Annotated in this window: 30 protein-coding genes; 16 read left to right on the forward strand and 14 right to left on the reverse strand. The window is 40.1% G+C overall.

Translation table 11 applies throughout. The features are described 5' to 3' along the window. Positions 1-84 precede the first annotated feature (84 nt). On the reverse strand, positions 85-948 hold the full coding sequence (locus tag ABC361_RS08705) for a LysR family transcriptional regulator (RefSeq protein ID WP_413073612.1): 864 nt from the start codon (positions 946-948) through the stop codon (positions 85-87). A gap of 225 nt (positions 949-1,173) precedes the next feature. Here ABC361_RS08705 and mmgD point away from each other — a divergent pair, with 225 nt between their 5' ends. From mmgD to ABC361_RS08730, 5 genes are all read left to right on the forward strand, one after another. Further along, positions 1,174-2,295: a citrate synthase gene (gene mmgD / locus ABC361_RS08710; RefSeq protein WP_413073613.1), complete on the forward strand. Its 1,122-nt coding sequence runs from the start codon at positions 1,174-1,176 to the stop codon at positions 2,293-2,295. A 23-nt stretch (positions 2,296-2,318) separates the two neighbouring features. Continuing rightward, positions 2,319-3,755, forward strand: coding sequence for a bifunctional 2-methylcitrate dehydratase/aconitate hydratase (locus tag ABC361_RS08715; RefSeq protein ID WP_413073614.1), 1,437 nt, complete (start codon positions 2,319-2,321; stop codon positions 3,753-3,755). 15 nt (positions 3,756-3,770) lie between these two features. Continuing rightward, a complete protein-coding gene (gene prpB / locus ABC361_RS08720) occupies positions 3,771-4,679 on the forward strand; it encodes a methylisocitrate lyase (protein ID WP_413073615.1) in 909 nt (302 codons plus the stop codon). A gap of 63 nt (positions 4,680-4,742) precedes the next feature. Next, positions 4,743-5,648, forward strand: a complete 906-nt coding sequence (locus ABC361_RS08725; protein ID WP_413073616.1) for an NAD(P)-dependent oxidoreductase — start codon at positions 4,743-4,745, stop codon at positions 5,646-5,648. Further along, positions 5,645-7,102 carry a CoA-acylating methylmalonate-semialdehyde dehydrogenase gene (locus ABC361_RS08730; protein ID WP_413073617.1) on the forward strand — a complete coding sequence of 486 codons (1,458 nt, stop codon included), beginning with the start codon at positions 5,645-5,647 and terminating at the stop codon, positions 7,100-7,102. The genes ABC361_RS08725 and ABC361_RS08730 overlap by 4 nt, the downstream gene beginning before the upstream one ends. 39 nt (positions 7,103-7,141) lie before the next feature. Here the strand turns inward: ABC361_RS08730 and ABC361_RS08735 are convergent, their stop codons facing one another. Together ABC361_RS08735 and ABC361_RS08740 are read right to left on the reverse strand one after the other, a co-directional pair. Continuing rightward, positions 7,142-8,731 (reverse strand): ABC-F family ATP-binding cassette domain-containing protein, encoded by a 1,590-nt coding sequence (locus tag ABC361_RS08735; protein ID WP_413073618.1) that lies wholly within the window; start codon positions 8,729-8,731, stop codon positions 7,142-7,144. 170 nt (positions 8,732-8,901) lie between these two features. Beyond that, positions 8,902-9,726, reverse strand: coding sequence for an aldo/keto reductase (locus tag ABC361_RS08740; protein ID WP_413073619.1), 825 nt, complete (start codon positions 9,724-9,726; stop codon positions 8,902-8,904). 122 nt (positions 9,727-9,848) lie between these two features. On the opposite strand from ABC361_RS08740, the gene ABC361_RS08745 reads away from it, so the two are divergent. The 4 genes from ABC361_RS08745 to ABC361_RS08760 all read left to right on the forward strand — a co-directional run bounded on the left by ABC361_RS08745 (position 9,849) and on the right by ABC361_RS08760 (position 11,980). Beyond that, positions 9,849-9,998, forward strand: a complete 150-nt coding sequence (locus tag ABC361_RS08745) for a hypothetical protein (RefSeq protein ID WP_413073620.1) — start codon at positions 9,849-9,851, stop codon at positions 9,996-9,998. Positions 9,999-10,051: 53 nt separating this feature from the next. Further along, complete coding sequence (locus ABC361_RS08750; protein WP_413075744.1) at positions 10,052-10,951, forward strand: PQQ-dependent sugar dehydrogenase; 900 nt, start codon at positions 10,052-10,054, stop codon at positions 10,949-10,951. Positions 10,952-11,026: 75 nt separating this feature from the next. Beyond that, a complete protein-coding gene (gene ytxJ / locus ABC361_RS08755; protein WP_413073621.1) occupies positions 11,027-11,350 on the forward strand; it encodes a bacillithiol system redox-active protein YtxJ in 324 nt (107 codons plus the stop codon). A gap of 405 nt (positions 11,351-11,755) precedes the next feature. After that, positions 11,756-11,980 (forward strand): hypothetical protein, encoded by a 225-nt coding sequence (locus tag ABC361_RS08760; RefSeq protein ID WP_413073622.1) that lies wholly within the window; start codon positions 11,756-11,758, stop codon positions 11,978-11,980. Between the two features lie 153 nt (positions 11,981-12,133). Here ABC361_RS08760 and sda read toward each other — a convergent pair whose 3' ends face one another. The 5 genes from sda to ABC361_RS08785 form a co-directional block, all read right to left on the reverse strand. Continuing rightward, positions 12,134-12,274 carry a sporulation histidine kinase inhibitor Sda gene (gene sda, locus ABC361_RS08765; protein ID WP_255225134.1) on the reverse strand — a complete coding sequence of 47 codons (141 nt, stop codon included), beginning with the start codon at positions 12,272-12,274 and terminating at the stop codon, positions 12,134-12,136. A 118-nt stretch (positions 12,275-12,392) separates the two neighbouring features. Next, positions 12,393-12,875 (reverse strand): hypothetical protein, encoded by a 483-nt coding sequence (locus ABC361_RS08770; protein ID WP_413073623.1) that lies wholly within the window; start codon positions 12,873-12,875, stop codon positions 12,393-12,395. Between the two features lie 153 nt (positions 12,876-13,028). After that, a complete protein-coding gene (locus ABC361_RS08775; RefSeq protein WP_413073624.1) occupies positions 13,029-13,862 on the reverse strand; it encodes a 5'-3' exonuclease in 834 nt (277 codons plus the stop codon). Next, complete coding sequence (gene bshB2, locus ABC361_RS08780) at positions 13,862-14,545, reverse strand: bacillithiol biosynthesis deacetylase BshB2 (protein WP_413073625.1); 684 nt, start codon at positions 14,543-14,545, stop codon at positions 13,862-13,864. The genes ABC361_RS08775 and bshB2 overlap by 1 nt, the downstream gene beginning before the upstream one ends. Before the next feature lie 21 nt (positions 14,546-14,566). Then, positions 14,567-14,914 (reverse strand): YojF family protein, encoded by a 348-nt coding sequence (locus tag ABC361_RS08785; protein WP_413073626.1) that lies wholly within the window; start codon positions 14,912-14,914, stop codon positions 14,567-14,569. A gap of 174 nt (positions 14,915-15,088) precedes the next feature. Between ABC361_RS08785 and ytvA the strand changes: the two genes are divergently transcribed. Both ytvA and ABC361_RS08795 read left to right on the forward strand, forming a co-directional pair. After that, entirely contained in the window at positions 15,089-15,877 is a 789-nt protein-coding gene (gene ytvA, locus ABC361_RS08790) for a YtvA family blue-light photoreceptor (protein ID WP_413073627.1), read from the forward strand. Next, complete coding sequence (locus tag ABC361_RS08795; RefSeq protein ID WP_413073628.1) at positions 15,870-16,613, forward strand: S1 family peptidase; 744 nt, start codon at positions 15,870-15,872, stop codon at positions 16,611-16,613. The genes ytvA and ABC361_RS08795 overlap by 8 nt, the downstream gene beginning before the upstream one ends. On the opposite strand, the gene ABC361_RS08800 is transcribed toward ABC361_RS08795, so the two are convergent. Further along, positions 16,610-17,020: a DUF2188 domain-containing protein gene (locus ABC361_RS08800; protein WP_413073629.1), complete on the reverse strand. Its 411-nt coding sequence runs from the start codon at positions 17,018-17,020 to the stop codon at positions 16,610-16,612. The genes ABC361_RS08795 and ABC361_RS08800 overlap by 4 nt on opposite strands. Before the next feature lie 115 nt (positions 17,021-17,135). On the opposite strand from ABC361_RS08800, the gene ABC361_RS08805 reads away from it, so the two are divergent. From ABC361_RS08805 to ABC361_RS08820, 4 genes are all read left to right on the forward strand, one after another. Then, positions 17,136-17,270: a hypothetical protein gene (locus ABC361_RS08805; protein WP_413073630.1), complete on the forward strand. Its 135-nt coding sequence runs from the start codon at positions 17,136-17,138 to the stop codon at positions 17,268-17,270. Between the two features lie 93 nt (positions 17,271-17,363). Further along, on the forward strand, positions 17,364-18,506 hold the full coding sequence (locus tag ABC361_RS08810; protein ID WP_413073631.1) for an acyl-CoA dehydrogenase family protein: 1,143 nt from the start codon (positions 17,364-17,366) through the stop codon (positions 18,504-18,506). A gap of 13 nt (positions 18,507-18,519) precedes the next feature. Continuing rightward, complete coding sequence (locus tag ABC361_RS08815) at positions 18,520-18,828, forward strand: antibiotic biosynthesis monooxygenase family protein (RefSeq protein WP_413073632.1); 309 nt, start codon at positions 18,520-18,522, stop codon at positions 18,826-18,828. After that, the gene (locus ABC361_RS08820) at positions 18,821-19,222 is read left to right on the forward strand and encodes a hypothetical protein (RefSeq protein ID WP_413073633.1); all 402 of its coding nucleotides are present in this window, start codon (positions 18,821-18,823) and stop codon (positions 19,220-19,222) included. The genes ABC361_RS08815 and ABC361_RS08820 overlap by 8 nt, the downstream gene beginning before the upstream one ends. A gap of 37 nt (positions 19,223-19,259) precedes the next feature. On the opposite strand, the gene ABC361_RS08825 is transcribed toward ABC361_RS08820, so the two are convergent. The 3 genes from ABC361_RS08825 to ABC361_RS08835 form a co-directional block, all read right to left on the reverse strand. Beyond that, positions 19,260-20,102, reverse strand: coding sequence for an STAS domain-containing protein (locus ABC361_RS08825; RefSeq protein WP_413073634.1), 843 nt, complete (start codon positions 20,100-20,102; stop codon positions 19,260-19,262). A gap of 247 nt (positions 20,103-20,349) precedes the next feature. Continuing rightward, complete coding sequence (locus tag ABC361_RS08830) at positions 20,350-20,679, reverse strand: hypothetical protein (RefSeq protein WP_413073635.1); 330 nt, start codon at positions 20,677-20,679, stop codon at positions 20,350-20,352. 97 nt (positions 20,680-20,776) lie between these two features. Continuing rightward, positions 20,777-21,085, reverse strand: coding sequence for a hypothetical protein (locus tag ABC361_RS08835; RefSeq protein WP_413073636.1), 309 nt, complete (start codon positions 21,083-21,085; stop codon positions 20,777-20,779). A 312-nt stretch (positions 21,086-21,397) separates the two neighbouring features. Here ABC361_RS08835 and zwf point away from each other — a divergent pair, with 312 nt between their 5' ends. After that, the gene (gene zwf / locus ABC361_RS08840) at positions 21,398-22,888 is read left to right on the forward strand and encodes a glucose-6-phosphate dehydrogenase (RefSeq protein WP_413073637.1); all 1,491 of its coding nucleotides are present in this window, start codon (positions 21,398-21,400) and stop codon (positions 22,886-22,888) included. Positions 22,889-22,959: 71 nt separating this feature from the next. On the opposite strand, the gene gndA is transcribed toward zwf, so the two are convergent. Together gndA and ABC361_RS08850 are read right to left on the reverse strand one after the other, a co-directional pair. Then, positions 22,960-24,366 (reverse strand): NADP-dependent phosphogluconate dehydrogenase, encoded by a 1,407-nt coding sequence (gene gndA, locus ABC361_RS08845; protein ID WP_413073638.1) that lies wholly within the window; start codon positions 24,364-24,366, stop codon positions 22,960-22,962. A 129-nt stretch (positions 24,367-24,495) separates the two neighbouring features. Then, positions 24,496-25,212: a class I SAM-dependent methyltransferase gene (locus tag ABC361_RS08850; RefSeq protein ID WP_413073639.1), complete on the reverse strand. Its 717-nt coding sequence runs from the start codon at positions 25,210-25,212 to the stop codon at positions 24,496-24,498. Between the last annotated feature and the right edge of the window lie 12 nt (positions 25,213-25,224).

Raw genomic sequence — 25,224 nt, forward strand, 5'->3', positions numbered from 1 at the left:
AAGAAATGCGGGGGAGTTTTTCCTCCGTATTTTTTGTCTTTTTCAAGAAACATGCGAACGTTTTCCATAGGAGAAGTAACATTCTTATGGAAGAGACAATGACTCGTTCTTTACGCGATGTAGCATATCTAAAAATGCGTGAACTTGTGGAAGTTCAGTATGTTTTTCGCTATGGTAGGTCCATGTATCCCGTTTTAAATCTTCACCATTGGTATATAATTTTATAAAGCGGCACCGAGTATGTTCAAGATCTTTTGTTGCAATCTCAGGCAAAATACAAGCACCGATTCCATTAAGCATTAGTTGTTTACATGTTTCAATTTGATCAACTTTAATTGTCTGTTTTGGAAGAGGAAATGGTTTTGACTGAAACCATTTTTCTAACGTAGCGTGGAAAGTTGGATCACTTTGAAATTCAATTAATGTATTTGTTTCCTCATGCTCTTGATTTGAAACGTAATATAAATTTTCAGAGAATAATTTTTGCTTCGACTCTTCATCCTCAAGATCCCCACGTAAAATACTAACGTGAACATCATGGCGCTTTGCGTGCATAGCTGTAGTTAAGCCCGTATGTAAATCTATTTTCACCTGTGGATAAAGGGCCATATACATCTTCAAAAGAGTAGGAAGATAGTATTGTGCGATAACGGACGAAACAGCTAGAGATAGCGTTCCACGAACTTGACCAGTTAATAAGCTCATCCGATTTATAAACTCTTTTTCGTTTTGAATTCGTGTTTTTGCATAGAGAATAATTTCTTCGCCAATTGGCGTTGGAATAAGGGATTTATGGGTTCGTATAAAGAGTGTTTCACCCCATTTTTCTTCTATTTGTTTGAGGCGCTGACTAATAGCAGGTTGTGATAAATAAAGATGTCTTGAAGCACCGCGAATGGTGCCTGCCTCATGTAACGCTACAATCAATTCATCATCATCTAGTCGCATGGTTATCATCCTTTTTCAACGGGGTTCTTTAAGTGTAGCTGTTTTTAACAAATCGAACAAGAAACAATAGACAGAATAAATCAATATTGGCGCAGGTTCAGAAATTATGGTAATCTAAAAAAGAAGTGAATTCAAAGTATATTTTCTTGTTGAAATATGCTGAAATTTGTAAGCGCTTTATCTTTAGTATGCATGTTTTACACTACGAGCAATGGAGGGAAGAAAATGGCAATTGAACAAAGCTACTACCCTGGTCTTGATGGCGTTATTGCAGCAGAAACAGATTTATCTTTCCTTGATACAGAACAAGGAGAAATTGTCATTCATGGTTATGATTTAATTGAATTGTCTAAATCACACGGTTATTTAGACATTGTTCACTTGCTTTTGCAAGGAACATTGCCTACATCAACGGAGCGTACTGATTTAGCCAAACGCTTAAGTGAATCGTATGACGTACCAGAGGTGGTTCTCGATGTGTTTAAACTATTACCTGCATCGACTCATCCAATGGATGCGCTTCGTACAGGGATATCTGTTCTCGCAAGCTACGACCATGACTTGTTAAACAGAGATCCAGAAGTAAACCGTGAAAGAGGATATCAGCTACTCGCGAAGTTACCGGCAATTGTCGCGAACAGCTACCGTGTTTTAGAAGGCAAAGAAATTATGCGACCGAAAGAAGAGCTTTCTTACAGCGCGAACTTTTTGTACATGATTACAGGAAAAGAACCAACAGAGCTTGAGGAACGTGTATTTGATCAGTCTCTTGTCCTCTATTCTGAGCATGAGATGCCAAACTCAACGTTTACAGCTCGTGTTATTGCCTCGACCTTATCGGATATGTACGGTGCAATGACAGGTGCAGTTGCCTCATTAAAAGGACATTTACATGGTGGCGCTAATGAAGCGGTTATGTATATGTTGCTTGATGCAAATACTCCAGAAGAATTTGAAACGCTACTTGCAAACAAGTTAAAGCAAAAAGAAAAAATCATGGGCTTTGGTCATCGTGTATACATGAAAAAAATGGACCCACGTGCCCAAATTATGAAAGAAGCCTTAGCTGAATTGTCTGAAGCAGCAGGGGATGATCGACTTTTGCGAATGTGTGAAGCTGGAGAAGCATTAATTGCAAAAGAAAAAGGGCTTTATCCGAACTTAGATTACTATGCGGCACCAGTTTATTGGATGTTAGGCATACCGATCGGTTTGTATACACCAATCTTCTTGTCGTCTAGAACGGTTGGTCTTAGCGCCCACGTTATTGAACAACATGAAAACAATAAATTATTCCGTCCGCGAGTGAAATATACCGGACCAAGACATACAACCAAAAGCAAATAAGAATACGTTGGAGGGTTACGCTTATGTTAAAAACAGATACGAGACAAACGGACCAATTGTTAGAAGAGATTGCTGATTATGTGTTAGACAAAGAGATTACAAGTGAAGAGGCAATGACGACTGCTGCCCATGTATTAGTCGATACATTAGGTTGTGGGGTTTTAGCTTTACGTTACCCAGAGTGTGTAAAAATGCTTGGACCAGTCGTGCCTGGTACAACTGTTCCGAACGGAGTAAAAGTACCTGGAACATCTCATGTCCTCGATCCAATTCGCGGTGCATTTAATATTGGTACGATGGTGAGATGGCTTGATTATAACGATACGTGGCTCGCTGCTGAGTGGGGACACCCATCTGATAATTTAGGTGGCATTTTAGCAACGGCAGACTACATAAGCCGTACAAATCTTGCAGAAGGAAAAGCGCCACTCACGATTAAAGACGTTCTTGTAGCAATGGTAAAAGCTCACGAAATACAAGGTGTGCTTGCGTTAGAAAATAGCTTTAACCGCGTCGGTCTTGACCATGTACTTCTTGTAAAAGTTGCTTCAACAGCTGTTGTTGCAGGGATGTTAGGTGGAACGAGAGAAGAAATTATTAATGCTGTTTCGCATGCATGGATTGATAATTCTGCCCTTCGCACGTACCGACATGCACCTAATACAGGTTCTAGAAAATCTTGGGCAGCAGGTGATGCGACAAGTCGCGGTGTGTTCTTAGCGATGACAGCATTAAAAGGTGAAATGGGATACAAAACAGCGTTAAGTGCTCCAGGCTGGGGATTTCAAGATGTTTTGTTTAAAAAGCAAGAGCTAAAGCTAGCAAGAGAACTTGACGCGTATGTCATGGAAAACATTCTATTTAAAGTGTCTTATCCAGCTGAGTTTCATGCGCAAACAGCAGCAGAGTGTGCCGTGACGTTGCATGAAACGATTAAAGATCGTTTAGATGACATTGATCGTATTGAAGTGACGACGCATGAATCGGCTATCCGCATTATTGATAAGAAGGGTCCACTTTATAACCCAGCTGATCGCGATCATTGCTTGCAATACATTATTGCCATTGGCTTATTAAAAGGGGATATCGTCGCCGATGATTACGAAGACGAAATGGCAAGTAATCCTCAAGTTGATCGCTTACGTGACTTAATGGTTGTAACGGAAAACGAGCAATATTCAAGGGATTATTTAGATCCGAACAAGCGCTCAATCGCCAATGCGATTCAAGTTTTCTTTAAAGATGGTTCTTCAACTGATCAAATCGCGGTGGAATACCCACTTGGTCATCGCTTTAGACGAGAGGAAGCAGTTCCAGCGATTCAGCAAAAGTTCAAAGATAACTTAGCAACTCATTATGCAGGCAAACAAAACGAAGCGATTTTGAAGATGACGTCTGATTATAAAGAGTTAGAAAACGTAACGGTTCCTGCATTTATTGACTTATTTGCTCAGGAATAGAAAGGAGAATGACGGATGCCTTGGATTGTTGATCAACCAAAATCTCAAAAAGAATTAGCTGAACAATTTTTACAACATGTGCAGAGTAAGGGGATTTTACAAATACCTGGTGCCCATGATGCGATGGCTGGCTTGATGGCAAAGCAAGCTGGATTCAACAGCCTCTATTTATCCGGAGCTGCCTATACTGCGAGTCTTGGTTTACCAGATCTCGGAATTGTAAACTCAAAAGAAGTAGCGGACCGAGCGAGGGAGATTATTCGTGCGACGAATCTACCGCTTTTAGTTGACATTGATACAGGGTTCGGTGGAGTCTTAAACGTGGCGCGCACAGCTGTAGAAATGGTTGAGGCAGGCGTTGCTGCTGTTCAATTAGAGGATCAAGATTTGCCGAAAAAATGCGGGCATCTAAATGGTAAGAAGCTCGTGAATACAGAAGAAATGGTGCAAAAAATAACAGCCCTTAAAAAAGCAGCTCCTTCACTTGTTCTCGTTGCTCGTACGGATGCGAGAGGTGTAGAAGGATTAGATGAAGCGATTGAGCGAGCAAAAGCGTATGTTGAAGCTGGTGCAGACGCCATTTTTCCTGAAGCGCTTCAAGGAGAAGAGGAGTTTCGAATATTTGCGCGTGCGATTAATGCCCCTATGCTCGCCAACATGACGGAATTTGGAAAAACCCCTTATTATCAAGCTGTTGAATTTGAGGACATGGGCTACGATATGGTCATTTATCCAGTTACGTCATTACGTGTTGCTGCGAAGGCGTATGAACGTGTGTTCCAAGATATACTTGAAAATGGCACACAGAAAGCAAGTCTTGAAAACATGCAAAAACGAAGTGAGTTGTATGAGACAATTTCGTACGATGATTTTGAAGCACTGGATCAATCTGTTGCCAAAACCATTTTAACGAAGCATCAATAATGGATTGCCTAACCACGCCTGTACTTTCAAAAAGTGCAGGCTCTTCTCTAAAGGAGGGTCACGATGAAAATAGGGTTTATTGGACTTGGAAATATGGGGAAACCGATGGCGCTCAATTTATTAGCATCAGGATACGAGGTTATGGGCTTTGATATTAATGAGAGCGCTTTAAAGAAACTTGAAGAAGCAGGGGGAATAGCTGCAACTTCAACCGACGAGATTATTGAATACGCTGAACTTGTGTTTACTAGTTTGCCTTCATCGGAAGTATGTGAACAGGTCTATTTAGGAGATAACGGATTAATAAAAAAAGTGCCAACAGGCGTTGTTCTTGTTGATACAAGTACCGTGGCTCCTGAATTAGAACGAAGAATTGGCGAGGCTGCGGTACAAAAAGAGGTTTCGTTTTTAGCGGCGCCAGTAAGTGGAGGGGTAGTTGGCGCGGAAAATCGCACGTTGACGTTTATGGTCGGGGGACCGAAGCAGCTTTTAGAAAGCATTCACACACATTTAGCTGTGTTAGGCAGCAATGTGTTTCATATTAGCGAGCAGTACGACAGCGGCACGAATGCTAAATTAATTAATAATCTATTGATTGGTTTTTATACAGCAGGTGTCGCAGAAGCGTTAACGTTAGCTGAAAAAAGTGGCTTAAACCTCGACTTTTTGTTTAATGTCTTAAATGTTTCCTACGGACAAAGCCGAATTTATGAACGAAACTACAAATCGTTTATGGCAAATGATGATTATGAACCAGGCTTTGCTTTAAAGCTATTAAACAAAGATCTTCGTTTTGCGATGGAACTTGCCCAAGAGCATGGAATTCAGCTGCCAATTAGTCAAGCACTTGTGGATATGTATGAGGATGCAGAAGCATCTGGTTTAGGTGACAAAGATATGTCAGTTTTGTTTAAACGAGTTGGGACGCAAACGATCTCATTTAAAGCAGAAGGGGTGTCGAAAGCATGACAACATCAGTGAAAACAGTAAAGAACTGGATTAACGGTAGCTGGATTGAATCCAAAACAACCGAACAAGAAACAGTACCAAACCCAGCAACTGGCGAAACCATAGCAATGGTTCCATTGTCAACCGATGCAGATGTTCATGATGCGGTTGTCGCTGCAAAGCACGCTTATGAAGAGTGGAAAGTGGTACCTGTTCCTGAACGAGCGCGCTATATGTTTGTTTATCTCGAAAAATTAAAAGAACACCGCGAAGAGTTAGCGCAACTCATTACATTAGAAAACGGCAAAACCATTAAAGATGCACGTGGGGAAGTTCAACGTGGAATTGAATGTGTCGAGTTAGCGACCTCCGCACCAACGATGATGATGGGGGATGCGCTCCCTAATATTGCTGGAGGAATTGATGGCTCAATTTGGCGCTATCCGTTAGGTGTCATAGCAGGAATCACACCATTTAATTTTCCGATGATGGTTCCGCTATGGATGTTCCCATTAGCCATCGCCGCAGGAAATTCGTTCGTGTTAAAAACTTCAGAACGAACACCATTATTAGCGGAGCGACTTGTGGAACTAATGCATGAAACAGGCTTGCCCAAAGGAGTATTAAACCTTGTGCATGGTGGAAAAGATGTCGTAAATGGTTTACTTGAGCATCCAAACGTCCAAGCAATCTCTTTTGTTGGTTCAGAACCTGTTGCCCGTCATGTGTATCAAACAGGTACAGCGAATGGGAAGCGCGTGCAGGCTTTGGCAGGTGCTAAAAACCATGCTGTTGTTTTGGCAGATTGTGAGATGGAAAAAACGGTTCAAGGCGTCATTGGAGCGGCTTTTGCTTCAAGCGGTGAACGATGCATGGCGTGTTCCGTTGTTGCAGTTGAAGAATCATGCGCTGATGAATTTATGGAAGTGTTAACGCGAGAGACAAAAAAATTAACAGCCGGTAACGGTATTCATGACGAGCATTTTGTTGGACCACTTATTCGACAAAGTCATAAAGATCGCGTCGTAGGCTTTATTGATTCTGGAGTAGAAGAAGGAGCCAATCTGATTGTTGACGGTCGTGAACCGGAAGTAGAAGACAATGGCTATTTTCTAGGGGCAACATTATTCGATCACGTAACGCCAGATATGAAAATTTGGCAAGAAGAGTTATTTGCACCAGTTCTAAGTGTAGTGCGCGTGAAAGATTTAGACGAAGGCATCGCTTTAACAAATCAATCTCGTTTTGCGAATGGGGCCGTTCTTTACACGTCTAGTGGTCGAGCAGCTCAATATTTTAGAAATTCAATTGATGCAGGCATGGTAGGAATCAATGTAAACGTACCAGCACCGATGGCATTTTTCTCTTTTGCTGGAAATAAAGCTTCTTTCTTCGGCGATTTAGGAACCAATGGGAAAGACGGCATTCAGTTTTACACTAGAAAAAAAGTTGTAACGGAACGTTGGTTTAATTAAGACAAAAACAGAGTGATCGCATAGCGACCACTCTGTTTTTTATTTAACAGCGACTTTTAAATAATCTTCATATGAATCTTTATCAATAATGCCGTCGTCTGTTAATTCGATGATGCGTGTAGCAATTGTGCGGATGAACTGCTGGTCATGAGAACTGAAAATCATTGAGCCTTTAAAGTTAATTAAGCCGTTATTAAGTGCTGTAATAGACTCAAGGTCTAAGTGATTTGTTGGTTCATCTAGAAGCAATACATTCGCTCCGCTAAGCATCATTTTTGATAGCATGCAACGAACTTTTTCACCACCAGACAGAACGCTGGCATTTTTTAATACTTCTTCACCTGAGAATAACATTCTTCCAAGGAAACCACGGAGGAATGATTCACTATCGTCTTCTGGAGAAAATTGACGTAGCCAGTCAACTAAGTTTAAATCACAGCCTTCAAAAAACTCAGCGTTATCTTTAGGGAAGTACGATTGACTCGTTGTGATTCCCCACTTAAATGAGCCACTGTCAGCTTCCATTTCGCCAGTTAAGATTTTAAACAACGTCGTCTTAGCTAAATCGTTGGACCCAACTAACGCAATTTTGTCATCTTTACTCATGCGGAAAGATACGTTGTTCAAGACTTTTTCACCATCTATGGTTTTCGTTAATCCTTCTACAAGCAATAAGTCATTTCCGATTTCACGTTCCGGTGTGAAATGAATGTACGGATACTTACGTGATGAGGGCTTAATGTCGTCAAGGGTGATTTTCTCTAGTTGCTTCTTACGAGATGTAGCTTGCTTTGATTTCGAAGCGTTGGCACTAAAGCGAGCAACGAAATTTTCAAGCTCTTTAATCTTTTCTTCTTTCTTCTTGTTTTGGTCTTGTGCCATTTTTAACGCTAGTTGGCTAGACTCATACCAGAAGTCGTAGTTGCCGACATACAGCTGAATTTTACCAAAATCAAGATCAGCAATGTGCGTACAAACGTTGTTCAAGAAGTGACGGTCATGGGAGACAACGATAACCGTATTTTCAAAGTTAATTAAAAAGTCTTCTAGCCATTGAATCGCTTTTAAGTCAAGACCGTTCGTCGGCTCATCTAAAAGCAGAACGTCAGGTTGACCGAATAAAGCTTGAGCAAGCAAAACTTTTACTTTTTCTGATTCTGATAGTTCAGAGAGGGTTTTGTCGTGAGCGTCTTCACCAATACCTAGTCCTTTTAAAAGAACGGCTGCATCTGATTCAGCTTCCCAACCATTGAGCTCAGCAAACTCTCCTTCGAGCTCCGCTGCTTTCATGCCATCTTCATCAGAAAAATCTTCTTTCATATAAATGGCGTCTTTTTCTTGCATGACTTTATAAAGACGAGAGTGCCCCATAATAACGGTTTGTAGCACTTGCTCGTTCTCATACTCAAAATGGTTCTGTTTTAATACAGCCATACGAGAGCCTGGCTTCATTGCGACATGCCCTTGCTGCGAGTCGATTTCACCAGATAAGATTTTCAAGAAAGTTGATTTTCCGGCACCATTTGCGCCAATTAATCCATAACAATTTCCAGGGTTAAATTGTATATTCACGTCTTCAAATAGTTTACGTCCGCCAAACTGTAAACCAACGTTAGAAACAGTAATCATCGCGTAACCTCCTAAGCGTAGTAACAAATGTCCGTTTTTCGCTCCACCCTCTAGTTTACCTCCAAACGGTATAGGTGTAAACGGCAAAACCGTAAATTCTTTTCTCTATTCAGCTTTTATTTTAAGAAAAAACGCTCGTCCGCAAAATGTGCGAACGAGCGTTTAAGAAGTTAACGTGCGTGCATATCACTTGGGTCAGCACCACGACGTTGATTTCGATCGAGCTGATTAATCGCGTTCATATGCTCGTCTGTTAGTTCAAAATGAAAGACATTAAAGTTTTCTTCAATACGACTTGGTGTTACTGACTTAGGAATGACAATGGTTCCTCGCTGTAAATGCCATCTCAATACGACTTGAGCAGGGGTTTTTTGCTGTTCTTCTGCAATTTTGACAATAACTTCATCTTGCAAAAGTTCTTGGCCTTGATCAAGCGGGCTCCAAGCTTCTAAGTAAATATTGTGTTCTTCACAAAAGGCTCGTAATTCATTTTGTGCAAGGTACGGGTGACACTCAACTTGATTAAGAACAGGAGGAACATCACACTCATTTAATAAACGTTCTAAATGTTCAATGTGGAAGTTACATACGCCGATTGCACGAACGCGCCCATCTTTATAAAGTTTTTCTAACGCTTGATACGTCTCAATATACTGATCAAAATCCGGAGTAGGCCAATGGATTAAATATAAATCGACATAATCAAGACCAAGTTTTTCTATGCTTGTCTCAAAAGCTGCTAACGTTTTGTCAAACCCTTGATCGGCATTCCATACTTTTGTGGTGATAAAGAGGTCTTCGCGGTCTATTTCAGACGCTTGAATTGCTCGACCAACACCTTCTTCATTTTGATAGATCATGGCGGTGTCAATGGAGGTATAGCCTGTTTGTAGTGCGTGAGCAACTGCTGGTTGTGCTTCTTCATTTTTTACTTTCCAAACACCGAACCCGAGTTGTGGCATCTTGACTTGATTGTTTAACGTGACTATTTTCATCTCTTATCACTCCTTTTTGATTCGACTTAATTATACGACAAATGGCGAAATTGAAAAAGCAAGAGGTTTTAATCTTGGGAAAATCGTTTATACAACGGATACAACAGTTGGAGGTAGATCAGATGAAAAAAATGATGATGACACTAGGAGGCAGTTTTCTTTTAGTGGCATGTAACACAGTAGATGACGAAGAAATGGATGAGATTACAGGAGATGCTACCGACGATGAAGAGACAAGCGAGACCGTTGTTGGAGTTGATGAAACGATATAGCAGAAAGTCTAGAAAGTCCATGGGCGATTGTAAAGGATAAAGATCGTTTCTTTATTCCAAAACGGGATGGGACGATTTATCGGATAGACGAGGATGAGGAGATTACAGAGGAAACGGTGCAATTAAACGAAGACGTTGTACAGGAAGCGGAATCGGGATTGCTCGGTATGGTGCTCGACCCTGATTTTGATTCAAATGGCTATGCGTATGTCTACCATTCTTATGAAGGTGCTGACAGTGCGATTGAAAATCGAATTGTTCGCATGGAGTGGAATGAAGCCGAAAACGAATGGTCAGAGAATGATATTCTGTTAGAAGGTATTCCAGGAGCACCAACGCATAATGGCGGTAGGTTGGCAATTGGTCCAGATGGTTATTTGTATGCAACGACGGGGGATGCTGAAGAAGTTGATCTCGCACAAGAAGAAGACAGTCTCGCCGGATCAATCTTACGTATGAATTTAGATGGTGCGGTACCAGAGGATAATCCATTTGATGATTCTGTCGTCTATTCTTATGGTCACCGCAATCCGCAAGGCTTAACGTGGTTAAGCGACGGAACGATGTATAGTTCTGAACATGGAGCCACTGGTCATGATGAAATCAATGAGATTGAAGCTGGAAATAACTATGGTTGGCCTGTTATCGAAGGAGATGAAACAGAAGAAGGAATGGAAACGCCTGTAATTCATTCTGGACAAGATACGTGGGCACCATCAGGCATTGCTACTTATAATGACTTCATTTACATGGCTGGATTGAGAGGGGAAGCTGTGTTTCTGTTTAACCCAGCGGAGGCAGAAGAATTGGATGAATATATTATGGACTATGGAAGAGTTCGTGATGTGCTTGTAGAAGAAGACCAGCTTTACCTCATCACGAACAATACAGATGGTCGAGGCAACCCGGAAGCAGAAGATGATCGTTTGATGCAAGTTGATTTAAATGATTAAGTGCGACTCGTTTTTGGCATTTTGTATCTTTGTGATACACTTAGAACGAAAAGCATAAAAGAGGTGACGAACGACATGATTGAAATGACAACACAAGAAGATTGGAATCAAATTCAAGAGAAAGCGCAAGATCAAACTGTACTTGTGTTTAAACACAGCACGCAATGCCCAATTAGCGCAGAAGCGTTTGATGAGTTTCAAGCTTTTACTGCTGAGAACCCGGACTATGTATCAGCATTTGTGAAGGTGATTGAATCTAGACCACTATCTAATCAAATTGCGGAGGACTTAAAAACGGTTCACAAATCGCCACAACTGTTTGTGTTAAACAACAGTAAAGTCCAGTGGACAGAATCCCACTGGAACATTAAAAAGGCAGCTATTGCCGAGCATGTGTAAGAGGAACACTTGTTTAAAACAGCCCCTTGTCTTGATGACAAGGGGCTGTTTCTTTCGCTATAAACATGAACAAAAAAAGTCCGCGCAACTAACTGGAGTGCGCCGCTACAGCGAACTTAAACGTATGCTCAAGTGTTAAGGATCGCCTTAGCCTTTTTTTCTTTTTGCTTTCTGGTCTTGTTTAAATATATTCCAGTACGTAAACAATAGAAACACAATAACGAAAATGGATGCGCTTCGTTGAACCATTTCAAACCATGTCAATAGACATCACCTCGTTTGTTACTATTTGCAAAAATATATCATTTATACACGAGATACGGCTCTATTTTTAAGAGGGTCAGGCGTATAAACAAGAAGAAGTTCATGCAGATGCATAACGTAAAAACATGGAGGTGATATATTTTGAATCCAGTAATCTATGCATTGGGCTTGTTTGTATTTATCTTAGTCGGTTTAACAAGCGTATTTGGAGCCGTTTTTTCATTACTTTCTGGACTTGAAACGATTTATTTCTTATCATGGTTAGGGGTCGCAGCTTTTTCAATTCTCGTTATCTATGTCATTGATTTAAGTGCTCGACTTGGGGAAATTGAAACAAAGCTATATGAAGAGGAAGAAGAATTGTAAATGAAACGAAGCGATTGATGTGGTTAATCCAGTCAATCGCTTTTTTGTTTATACACCGTAAAAGCTCTCATAGGAGCAGGTTTAAAGGAATCATCTTATCTTTAACAATGGAACAACTAATAGAGCCATATACGTTGTATGATTACGTTTTGGTCATATACGAGATTCATTTGTATGTATGTTGCGTCTAACTAATTCCTCTTTCAAGATTGCTAAAAAATCTTTTTCAAGGCGATTTTCTTTCGCTTTTTCGTACGCTTCAATTAATATAGAATCTGAAAGTTGTTCAATCATTCTTTACGCTCCTTTTACAGTTCACTCTTTGATCTATAGTCTATAACTGTTTCGTACCCAGATGAATTTACTTATAAACAAAAAAAATACGACAAAAACCTAGCAGAATTATGCTAGGTTATTGACCGAACCATCGAATTCTTCCGTTTTGTTGTTCAACATCAAGACTAATGTCAAAGGAATGCTTTTTATAAAAATGGGCGAGACGTTCAACGTGTCCCCAGTCTCGTTTGGCAATGTTTCCTTCAATGCCACAATTCTCTTTCCAAGCAATCTCTTTTAAATAGTTCATGCAGATAGTACCAAACCCTCTACAAGGTTCGCCTTTTATATCGTCAATAAAAAGAGTATGATTCTCTTGATATTCTGCTTCTAGTACGAAATCCCACGTTCCTTGATAGGGGTGGCTACACTGGTTAATCATAACTTGAAAGGTATCATTTGATTGTGCTTTTGATACAATGACCCATTCTTCATCATCGATTTGTTCAATGCCAATTACTTCTTTTTTTTCTTCTTTTGCTATCTCTCGAACCTGCTGTTGCATTCGAAGCATCTGTAGATCACGTCTATCTGCCTTTGGTAGAGTTGAGGTTGTCATATGATCACTCCTTCTCATCCTTAGGAAATCCGCCACTTATTATAGAAGAAGTGTGCTCAATTTGCAATGGAAATGAATGTAAGGAACGTGCGACCTAATGTTCCATACAAAAAAAGACAAGCAAGTCGATAAAACATGCTTGTCTGAACAAGGTTACGCGGTATTCGTTGAGGAACGTTCAAACGTTGACACATCAGGTAAACCGTCAATTGTACATTCTATTTCCGAAAGGGTTTTGGAGAGGTACGTTAATTCTTTTCCTGCTAATAATTTCTTTTTCACCCGATTAAAGCGCGGGTCTAGCTGATCAAGTTGGTCGTACAACGAATCAATGGATGTATACATCTGAATTAAAGGTAAAGCGGTTTTCTCCCCTACACCTGGACAACCGGGAATATTGTCGCTTGTGTCCCCAAGTAGTGCTTTTACATCAACCCATTGATCGGGTCTAATTTGATAAGCTTCTGTAAATTGTGTAGCGCCCATGACGATTTCTTTTTTCTTAACAGAAAGAATCTGCGACGTTTGCGCACTTAACAATTGAAACAAATCTTTGTCATTGGAATAAATATATGCAGGTGCCTCTGGAAAAACCTTTTCCCAATTCTTGCTGATCGCACCCATTAGATCATCAGCTTCATAAGGGGGGTGCGCGATTTGGGCTACGTTCGTATGAGATAAATGGCGTTTAAGCAGTTCGTACTGCTCAATTAAAAGTTCTGGTAGCTCATTTCTGGTTTGCTTGTAGGGCTCATAAAGATGTCGTCTGAACGTGTCTTCTCGCGGAATGTCCCAAGTAACCACACAATGTGTTACGTTGTATTGCCGTTTTAGTTGTTCGAGCTTTCTTAGAAAGCCATTCATTCCGTTTACAGCCACACCGTCTTCGTTCTTTTCAAGGGATTCAACTGGACGATTGTAACTCGTTGCAAAATATGAACGGCTCAATAAATTGAATCCGTCAATAATTAATAAAGTGTTTTCCATTAGTTCGTTGTGCTCGCTTTTAATGGATACGTCCAGAAATGTTCATTGGTTAAACGAGTAACTGCTTCTGCATTTCCTTCATGATAGGCTTTCTCTAAACTTGGTAGCGTCCAAGCAAGTTGAGACGCGTGCGCTCGTAAGGTATCAAGTTTAATCTGAGCATAAGGTGAAACGTCATTAACAACATCAGCAACGCCAATTTCTGCTTCATGTCCGTTAGAAAAAGCAATTGCATGAAAGACCGGTTGGTTTTCAACTGGTAACGATTCTAATGCTGTCACAACAGCTTCTCCTGTTGCATCATGGTCTGGATGAACCGCATAGCCAGGATAAAATGAGATTACAAGAGAAGGTTGAAGTTCATCAATGAGCGCAAGAATCTCGTTTTTAAGTTTACCAGGCGCTTCAAATTCGATAGTTTTATCACGATAGCCAAGCATTCGCAAGTCGTTTATTCCCATTTCAATTGCCGCTTGTTGTAATTCTTGTTTCCGAATATCAGGTAGAGCTTCTCTAGTAGTAAAAGGCGGGTTCCCGAGATTACGACCCATTTCTCCAAGCGTAAGACAAGCATACGTTACAGGAACATCATTCTGAACGTAATGGGCGATTGTGCCAGAGACTCCAAATGCTTCATCATCTGGATGTGGAAAGATCACTAACACATGTTTTTGTTTTTTCATCGTGTTCACTCCTTACTAATTTTACCGAAATGGGGTTTTGGAAATTTCCATTGCAATGGCAAGTTTTCCATCCTGTCCATGACCAGCTAATAAGAGCCGACCGTCTTCATCTATTTCAAAGTGTGTCAACCCTTCTCCATAGACCCAGCCGATCTCAAGCTTTAAGCCGACTCGAAAGGGGCCATCGCCAGCGATTTTTCCATTTTCATACGTAATGTTTGCGTTTCTTATATAAGCACTAGCTGAAAAGAAAGATTCATCAAAATGAGAAGCATAAGCTCCGTTTGTCGTCTCTAAGTGTAGATAGACTTCTGTATTCGCAAATTCATCGATATGCTGTTGAACAATGTCTTTCGTAATTGGTTCCATACGTTGCCTCCAGATTATAATTACAGCGTTTTGCTAGCTTCTATTATAATGGGAAGCACGCCTTGTATCAATGAAGGTGACTTGAGGGTGGGAGTCGAATACGTGAACAGAGAATTAATCTAAATGAAATGATATAATAAGTAAATGAATGTTTTGTAGGAGGCAAGGAGCAATATGTTAAAAGAGGTCGCAAAACAAGCAGAACTACTTATGAAAGTTCTTGATTATACACGTGTGGGTGTGTTAATTACAGATCCTGATATAGAAGATAATCCGATTGTTTATGTTAGCGAAGGGTTTACGAAAATGACGGGCTACACAAAAAAAGAAGTACTTGGTACAAATTGCCGCTTTTTACAAGGGGAAGAAACAGAACGGGGAAAAATTGACTTATTGCGAGAGGCGATCAAAAAAGTAGAGCCTGTATCGATTGAAGTGGCGAACTATACAAAAGATGGGACGCTTTTCTGGAACGAACTAACCGTTGACCCAGTTTATTTAGAAGACCAAAAAAAGCTTTATTTTGTAGGTGTTCAAAAAGACATCACTGAACAAGTTAGAGCAAAAAAAGAATATGAGCGTTCTGTTCAACGGATTCAATCAATTTCGACACCGATCGTTCCCTTAATTGACGGGCTAGCCGTCCTCCCATTAATTGGAGAGATGAATAAGGAACGTTTTGATAAAATGTTTGAAAAAGTTACGGAAGAAACGGTGCGATTAGCAACTAAAAAACTATTGATTGATTTGTCAGGTTTAACGGATTACGATGCCTTTGTCGTTTCAGGGATTTTCCAATTACGTGATGTTCTAAAGCTTATCGGAACAGAGCTTGTTGTATGTGGAATGGCACCTGATTTAGCCATTCAATCTGTATTAGCAGGAGGAAATGAGATGGATTCAATTCAAACCGCTAGTTCGGTTAAGCAAATTTTAAAAGAAACGTTTGAAAAGCGTGAGTAAAGAGTTTGATGACTATGATGAGGAACCGCCATTAAGTGATTTTGAAGAGGAGGAACCAAAAAAAGAGAAGAAATGGCGTAAAAGACTCATACGTATTGTTTCAATCATCGTTGCATGTGCACTTGTGTTTCAAACAAGCTCGTTTTTATTTGAACATTTTAACTTAAACGCACTGCAATTTATGCGGGACAGTGAAGAGCTATTTGAAGAAGAGGAAATAGAAGCTTGGCGAGAAAGTGTTGTCGCTGTGCAAACGATATCAGGGCATGGAACAGGTTTTTTTGTGCATGAAGATGGAGCAATTCTTACGAATGAACACGTGGTGAGTGGACAGACAAATGTTAGAATTATTACATCTGCTGGAGATGTATTTATGGCTGATGTGGAAAAGCATGATGTTGATAAAGATTTAGCATTATTAAATGTAAGTGACCATGATGAAACCTTTTCTTCATTACCCTTATCTGAATCATCAGCAACTCTGCATGAATCAGTCATTGTCATTGGTCATCCACATACGCACTCGTTTATCGCAAACGAGGGTGAGGTGTCTGACGAACGTAACCCTTATCAAGTCTTAACCATTACGAATGACGTCTATCCTGGTCATAGTGGTTCTCCCGTTCTTTCTCGCTCAGGAGAAGTTATCGGTGTGATTTATGCACGGTCTTTAAATGAGCAAAGCGAAGGACTTGCTGTACCAATCGAACAAGTCCGGAATTTTCTTGACATTTAAGGTTTGGTTACGAAATCAGAGCCTTTGTTGTCCGCAATTTCTTTGGCTCGTTTTTCTGCTTCTTTTTTCGTTTTATAAACATGGCTTGCTTGTTTTGCCCCTTCAGCTTTTACAGCCCAACCATCGTCTCGTTTAACAACGAGTTGTGTTGCGTCATTTAAGCGAGGGGAGGATTGTTTCTCACGGTTTTTACTCGGTTTCATATGGCCATCCTGATAAAATTTCTTGATTTCCGCTTCGGACGCTTGATTAAACCATTTTTTTGCTTGTGAAGTGGCAATTGGAAGTGCATCAGATTCTTGATAGCCATCGTCGACCATTGCGTTTGCGATTTCGATTGCTTTTTTTCGCAAAGCTGGTTCAAAATTTTTGAAAGTTGCTGGGTAATCACTCATATTCCAACTCATTTGGTTACACTCCTTTTTATTGTAAATAGCCGAATGACGTCTAGATGAAACATGATTAAGACAAGGAAGGAACGGGAATAGTAAAGTAAGTCGAAAGTAAAAGAGGTGCATAAAGATGAGTGAGAAAGAAAATAAAAAAACAGGTGAAGAGGAAATAAAAGATCTATTTGACAAGTCTCTCGAACAAGGGACTGCTGAAGAAGATAAAGAAAAGAAAGAGGAAAAAAAGGACAAGAATGAAAATAAATAAACAGTAAATGTATGAGGGCGTGAGCATGATTTGGTTATGCTTGCGCCTTCTTATGTTTTCATAAGTGAACGAACGATAGAGGAGTGAACCAACGTGGAGTTATTGCAGGCAGAAACCCCTTTAGAACGAGAACAAATGTTAAAACGTTTAGTGACAAATTTTGATGAAGTTGGCTGGCGTCACGATCGTACGCAAACAGTTCCAATTGAAAACATTGAGGTATTAAGAAAAAGCGGGTATGCTGGATTGGCTGTCGGAGAGGCCTATGGCGGTGCTGGAATTTCTTTACACGAGCTTCTTACCTTACAAGAGTTAATCGCAAGAGAAGATGGTCCAACTGCTTTAAGTATCGGTTGGCATATGGGAACAATGTATCAAGAGCGTACTGAAAAAAACTGGTCAGAAGATAATCGTGAAACCATTCTTCATGATGTTGTAAAAAAAGGCTTTCTTCTTAATACAGCCGCAACGGAGAAAGCTACAGGAAGCCCAACAAGAGGGGGGCAGTTTCAAACAACTGCGCAAATAAAGAATCATCAATGGGTATTGAATGGGGAAAAAACATTTTATACCTTAGTGGAAGAACTTGATTACTATTTAGTTCTTGCAACAATAGAAGAAGATGCTTCAACAGGTATGTTCCTCGTTGAAAAGGGGGCTGCTGGAGTTGAGATTGATCGTACATGGGACATGGTTTCAATGGGTTCGACAGGCAGTCACGATCTAATCTTAAGAAACGTAACGGTACCAGAACAAGCGTTGCTTAAAATTCAAGAAAAAGGAAGCCCGCAAGCTTGGCTTTTACATATCCCGGCATGTTATCTTGGAATTGGCTATGCTGCGATTCAAGAAGCTTCACGTTATGCAAAAGAATACGCACCGAATAGTTTAGGGAAACCAATCGCTACCATTCCAGCTGTTCGGCAAAAGCTGGGTGAAGCATACTTACTTTATCAACAAAGTCATACAGTACTATATGGCATTGCCAAGCAGTGGGATGGAAGTTCAAACGAAGAACGCGCTTTAATGCGGTTGCCACTAATGATGGCAAAACATGCAGTCGTTCAGAAAGCCATGCAAATGGTTGATTTAGCAATGAAAGTCGTTGGAGCGCAAAGTTTATCTCATCAATCTCCTTTATCAAGGTATTATCGCAATGTCCGTGCCGGTTTGCATAATCCACCGATGGATGATCAGACTGTTGAGGTGGCTGCTGCAGCGCTATTAAATGAGTAAAGGAGTGTCCGCTATGTATGTAGTCCATTCTACATTTAAAGCGCCAGATGAAAAAGCAGATGAAGTCATTCAAATCTATCAAAACCGATCAAAAAAGGTAGACCAAGCACAGGGGTTTGTCTCATTTAGACTCTTACAACACCATAAACGAGCAGGTGAATTAACAGTCGAGCTTCAATTTGAAACGAAAGAAGCCTATTTGAATTGGGTAAGGAGCCAAGAGTTTAAAGAGATCCATGATTTGGAGAAAAAATACCCAGACCAAGAACTGGCGGGAATTATTCCGACTGTTCGGCAATTCGAGGTGATTATTAGTGAATGAACCATTACCAGATTATTACGCGCCAATTGTAAAAGCGATCGCGCAATCGATCTATGAAGATTTTCCAAATTTAAACGAGCGATATGGGGAGAAAGGCTGGAAGCATACATTAGAAGACAATGAACATCATTTTCGTCATCTTGAAGCTGCGTATGCAATTAAAGATCAACAAGTTTTTATCGATTATGCCATTTGGCTTAACGGGATCTTGACAAAACACGGGATGACAACGTATTTAATCATTGATAACTTTGAACGAATTCCACCGGTTATTTATGGGCAATTGGAAAAAGACAAAGAAGCGAGCTTTAATCAATATGTTGAAGCGGCAATTGATGCGCTTAAGCAAACTGAAGAATATTCCAAAAGTGAACGGATTCCATTTCGTCCATAAAAAAAGCGGTTCTACTTAGACCGCTTTTTTATTTGATTTAATAGGTCAATTGTTTTTGTTCAAGTGCCCGTGCGAGGGTTGCGTGGATAGGAATATCGGAAAAAGAAATACCTAGCTGTACAGCTGTTTGTGCAATTTCTGGTCGTAAACCTGATAAAGAAGTTTGAACACCAATCAGACGAAGACCTTTTATTAGTTGAAAGATTTGTTGGGCAACCATTGTGTCAATGACTGGAACCCCCGATAAATCGATAAATAATGTGTCGATGAATTGCTCTGAACAATGTTGGAGCGTATGATCAAACATCATTTTTGCGCGGTGCGTATCAATTTCTCCAACTACTGGTAATAAGGCTGTGTGAGGAGCTAATTGAATAATCGGAGAGCTAAGTTCATTGATCATTTGCTTTTGTGCATTTAATGTGTAGTCCGCTTGTTTTTTATTCTGTTTTGAATAAGCTAAAATGACTTCATTTACACCTTGTACAATCATTTTGTTCCATTTTGTTAAATCAGTAATCGTAATTGTATCGTCGTCAACAGATTCTACATAAGTCGAAATTTCATCTAAATATTGTTGTTGAGTTCGAAAAAATTCATTTATGATGTTGCTAAAAGGTGTGCTTATATGAGCGTGGTCATTTGCAATTGATTCAATCCATTCAGCAAAAACTTCGTCTTGTAGTCCGTTTTTTACCGGATTAAATAATTCACAAAATAAAACGTGAAATGAATGATTTTGTTGTTTTAATTTTTCAATTTGGTCAGGGTTTGTACTACTGTAGACCCCTTCTTGGGACTTGTCTAAGGACTTGTACCATTCTTCCGTAAGTTCCATTGTTTTTGATTTCAGAAACGTATAAAGTCCAATGTTTGACAAAGGTAAGCCTCCTAAAGATAAAAGAATGAATTCTAATCTCAATACCCATCTCATAAACGTTCTAAACATAAAAATAAAAAACTTGCCGACCATTCAAGCGATAGAGTCGACAAGCTTCATAATGTTTTTTGAAAAACCGTGCAATTATTTTAGAGCGGCAAAGGTTGTATCATAAGTATGTGAGGTGTGCGTGGTTACACATGCGCAACCCATGTATACATAAAAGGAAGAAAACGGTTAAACTGGGTTATAGGTTTGATACATTTTTCTTAAAACCAGCGTGATCCACTAATCGACTCAACTCCATAAACCACTGCTTGTCCTTAGTGAGCAGCGCTAGTTCTTGAAGTGCGCGAATGTCCGCTTCTTTTAATCTTGCTTTGCTCGTTTGCAAGTCATTTTCATTTGCTAATAAAGGTTGTTTTCCATTTAATACACGTTGTTTCGTATAGAATTGATACATGGTTTTAATCGGCTCATTTGAAGAGTTAGACGCAATGACTTTGGCTTCACTAATCCATCCTAGTATACTTGTTCGACCAGCTTTATAAATCACCCATTCTCCATTTCCGAACATTCGATCAACTCCTTTAAACCATCGTATTCAGCTTACGAAGCGAATATGTATGCGAAAAGAAAAAAGTCGAGCGGTTTTTCCACTCGACTGATACGATTTAAAGCCCACCTGCACCAATTGTGCAAATTTCCGAAAGTCTAAACGAACGTGTGCGCACACCATCAAAAATGATGACTGAACCTGTTGTTGTGTCAAAGCCAAGGTACGTGCCGCTCACTGTTGTTGTTGTCGTTGTTGTTGTAAAACTAATGGTCGTGTTACCTGGTAACCCTAACACTGTATTTGCGAGGGAAACAAGTGATTGACAGCTAGCGTCTCTAGGAATTGGGAAAAAGGGGAAACGACAAATGCGCTGACATTCACAGTCACAATCATTACGTTTTTTATCTTCTTTGTAATAAGACAAACATACCACCACCTTTATTTAGAGTGTACTTTAGAGTATTCAAAACGTAATCATTCAGGTTGGATATTTGAACACGTAGAAACGCCTTTTTTTACAAATAATTTCATTTACCGTATTTTTACAAAGAACAAAAACGAAGCAAAACAGGATAACGATTACAAAAAGCGGTTACAATGAAAAACAAGTGAACCCTATGATTTACAGGCTTTAAATGTAGATTATTAAAAGATAAACTGGTATTATGAAAGACGACTAACCTTCGTACAAGGCTAGAAATTGAGAAGAGTTGTGAACGAGAAAGAGGGTATACTCATGAATGATAGAAAGCAGTCCGAGGCTGTTTTTGTAATATTTGGGTCAACTGGAGATCTTGCAAAACGAAAATTGTTTCCTTCACTTTACAATTTATATTTAAAAGGTTCTTTGACGGAAAAGTTTGCGGTAATTGGATTAGGGAGAAGAGAATGGGACGATGAGAAGCTAAAAACGGTTGTTCGGGAAGCAATAACAGAAGCGGGCCAACAAATGGACCGTGAAGAACAGATCGATTCATTTCTTGCTCATTTCTCGTATCTGTCATTTGATGTTACAAATAAGCATTCTTACGAAGAGTTAAAAGAAGAAATGGAGAGCAAGGAAGAGCGGTTTCATTTATCCGGAAACCGTGTGTTTTACATGGCCATGGCGCCGGAATTTTTCGGACAAATCGCGCAGTCCATACATAGTCACGGTTTGAAAGAAACGAATGGTTGGACGAGGCTGGTTATTGAAAAACCATTCGGTACAGATCTTCAAACAGCAAAAGTGCTAAATAATGAAATTCGAGAAGCTTTTGCAGAGGATGAGATTTATCGAATTGACCATTATTTAGGGAAAGAAATGGTCCAAAATATTCAGGTCATTCGTTTTGCGAATGCGATGTTTGCACCTTTATGGAATAATCGTCATATCTCAAACATCCAAGTAACCTCTAGTGAGAAACTAGGTGTTGAAGGAAGAGGCGGCTACTATGAAAAGTCAGGTGCTCTTCGGGATATGGTACAAAATCATATTTTACAAATGGTTTCGTTACTTGCAATGGATGTGCCGTTACAGCTAACAACCGATGAAATTCGTAGCGAAAAAATTAAAGTTTTACGCGCGCTCCGCTTAATTGATCAACAGAACGTCAACGATACTGTTGTTCGTGCTCAATATGATGAAGGAACGATTAACCGCACGGAGGTTCCTGGCTATATACAAGAAGAGAATGTAGACCCAAATTCGAATACAGAAACTTATGTAGCAGCAAAACTAATGATTGATAATCATGTTTGGGCAGGTGTTCCGTTCTATATTCGCACAGGAAAGCGTATGGCGGTGAAATCAACAAAAGTCGTGGTGGAGTTTAAAGAAATGCCACTAAACCTTTATGCGAAAGAACATAAGGCGACCGGTCCGAACCTTCTTATTATCCATATTCAACCGGACGAGGGCATTACGATTGTGTTGAACGGGAAAAAGATTGGATCGGCAGACACAACCCCTGTACATTTGGAATACCGCCACGACAGTGAAGACCGAATTAATACACCTGAAGCATATGAACGCTTATTATACGATTGTATTATGGGGGATGCGACTAATTTCGCGCATTGGGACGAAGTTAGTCTATCTTGGTCATTGGTTGATGCCATTTCAAACGCATGGAAAGAAACAGACCAAAAACCGTTAACGTACAAAGCGGGAACAATGGGACCAAAAGAAGCAGATAAACTGCTTGCGATCGATGGTCATTCTTGGTGGCCAGTTGAACATATGTAAGGAATTAACTTAGCGAAACGTTGCAAACAGAATAAGAAAAGAGTCGTCCTAGAGGACGACTCTTTTTTCTCTTATACCCAGTTGGTATGAAAAATGCCTTCTTTATCTACACGCTTGTACGTATGTGCGCCGAAATAATCGCGCTGTGCTTGTAAAAGGTTTGCAGGTAACCGCTCGCTACGATAGCTGTCGTAGTATGAGATGGCACTTGAGAAACAAGGAACGGGCACGCCATGTTCCACTGCGAGTGAAACAATCTTACGTAATGATTGTTGATAAGATGAAGCAATGTTTTCGAAATAAGGGTCAAGCAGTAAATTTTTTAGATTTGGGTTTTGTGCAAAAGCATCCGTAATCTTATGAAGGAACGCGGCACGAATAATGCAGCCACCTCGGAAAATACGCGCAACTTCACCGTATTGGATCGACCAGTTCTGTTCGTCGGACATGGCTTTTAGCTGAGCAAATCCTTGTGCATAAGACAACACTTTGCTGAAAAAGAGCGCTTTGCGAATTTCTTCAATGAGCTCTTCTTTATTTTCAGATAAAGAAGCTGGTTTTGGTCCAGTTAACACTTTACTTGCTTCTATTCTTTCATCCTTTATCGCCGATAAAAAGCGGGCGAACACGGACTCTGTAATAATAGAAAGAGGGACACCTAAGTCAAGTGCGCTTTTGCTTGTCCACTTTCCTGTTCCTTTTTGCCCAGCGGAATCAAGAATGACGTCTACTAATGCTTGTCCAGTTTCTTCATCTCGCTTCGTGAAAATATCTGCTGTAATCTCGATTAGATAACTATCAAGTTCACCATCATTCCACTCTTTAAACGTATGATGAAGATCTTCGTTGTCCAAGCCGACAATTTCTTTCAATAGTGCATAGGATTCAGAAATAAGCTGCATATCGCCATATTCAATCCCGTTATGCACCATTTTGACATAGTGACCAGCGCCATCAGGTCCAATATAAGTGGTACAAGGTTCACCATTTACTTTTGCTGATATATCTTCAAATAAAGGACGAACAAGCTCGTACGCTTCTTTTTGTCCCCCTGGCATAATCGATGGACCTTTGAGAGCGCCTTCTTCGCCGCCAGATACACCAGCACCGATAAAGTGAACACCGTGCGCCTCTACATGCGCGGAACGACGAATGGTATCGGTATAGTACGTATTGCCACCGTCAATCAGTATATCTTTCTCGTCAAGAAGAGGAAGGAGTGAATCGATCACAGAATCGGTTACTTCTCCAGCTTGAACCATCAACATAATCTTTCTTGGTGTCTCTAGTGAATCAATCAGTTCCTGTAAAGAGTACGTACCCACTAGGTTTTTATTTTCTTCAAGAGCAATAATTTGTTTCACTCGCTCTGCAGATACATCATATAAAGATACGCTATATCCTTTACTTTCAAAGTTAAGAGCTAAACTTCTCCCCATAACCCCAACACCAATAATTCCGATATTTTGCTTCGTCATTGCGTACGTCCTTTCTCTATTGCTTACAAGCATCAAGCATCTTTGTCTTTATAAAAAAGAACACTCGAACATTCGCTTTGAACATACCATATGAAAGCGATTTCGAGCAAGCCGAGAATTGTAAGTTGCCTATTTTATTGCTTTGATGAGAATATGACCAATTTTATCTTTATAGTGTGCCATCAATGACTGGTGTTGATGCATCTTTTCGTAGTAGGAGGGAGCGATGTTAGAAGAAGGTTGCATATCATTTCCTTTATCTGTTTCGTCAAGTTGCAACGTTGCCGCCGTGAACATCTCCATGACAACGATATGATGAAACCCTGCATTTGCCAGTGCTTCTTGCCATTCCTTTGCATGAAGAAGCTTTGAAAACCCATATTGTGTTTTAAGTGTTTCTTGTTCATTTGTCGATAAGGGTGAAAAACAAACAAATTCGTTTAAATAAATGCTGCCGTTCTGTTTTAAAACGCGATGAATTTCGCTTAAACCTTCTTGAATGGAAGCAAAGCTTAGTACCGATTCGGATAAGGCGTAATTCGTGGTTGAATCATTTAAAGGAATGGCTTCAACCAATGCTTGTCGTAAATCAACAGAAAGATATTGTGATTCAAAACGCTCCTGTGCTTTTTTAAACATAAGGGGATGTGGTTCTAACGCCGTTACCTGACAATCATATAATTGTTTAATATAAGCGGCGGTTTGTCCGGTACCACACCCACAATCTAAAACAACGGAATCTTCATCAAGCTCCATACCCATAATCATCTCAGTAGATTTTTTGAATCCTCCTGGGTGCGCACTTCCAATTCCGAATGTGGCAAGCATATCCGTGTATTTTTCCATAAAAACCACCTC

This window comes from Shouchella phoenicis (assembly GCF_047238345.1).
Taxonomy (GTDB): domain Bacteria; phylum Bacillota; class Bacilli; order Bacillales; family Bacillaceae_D; genus Shouchella.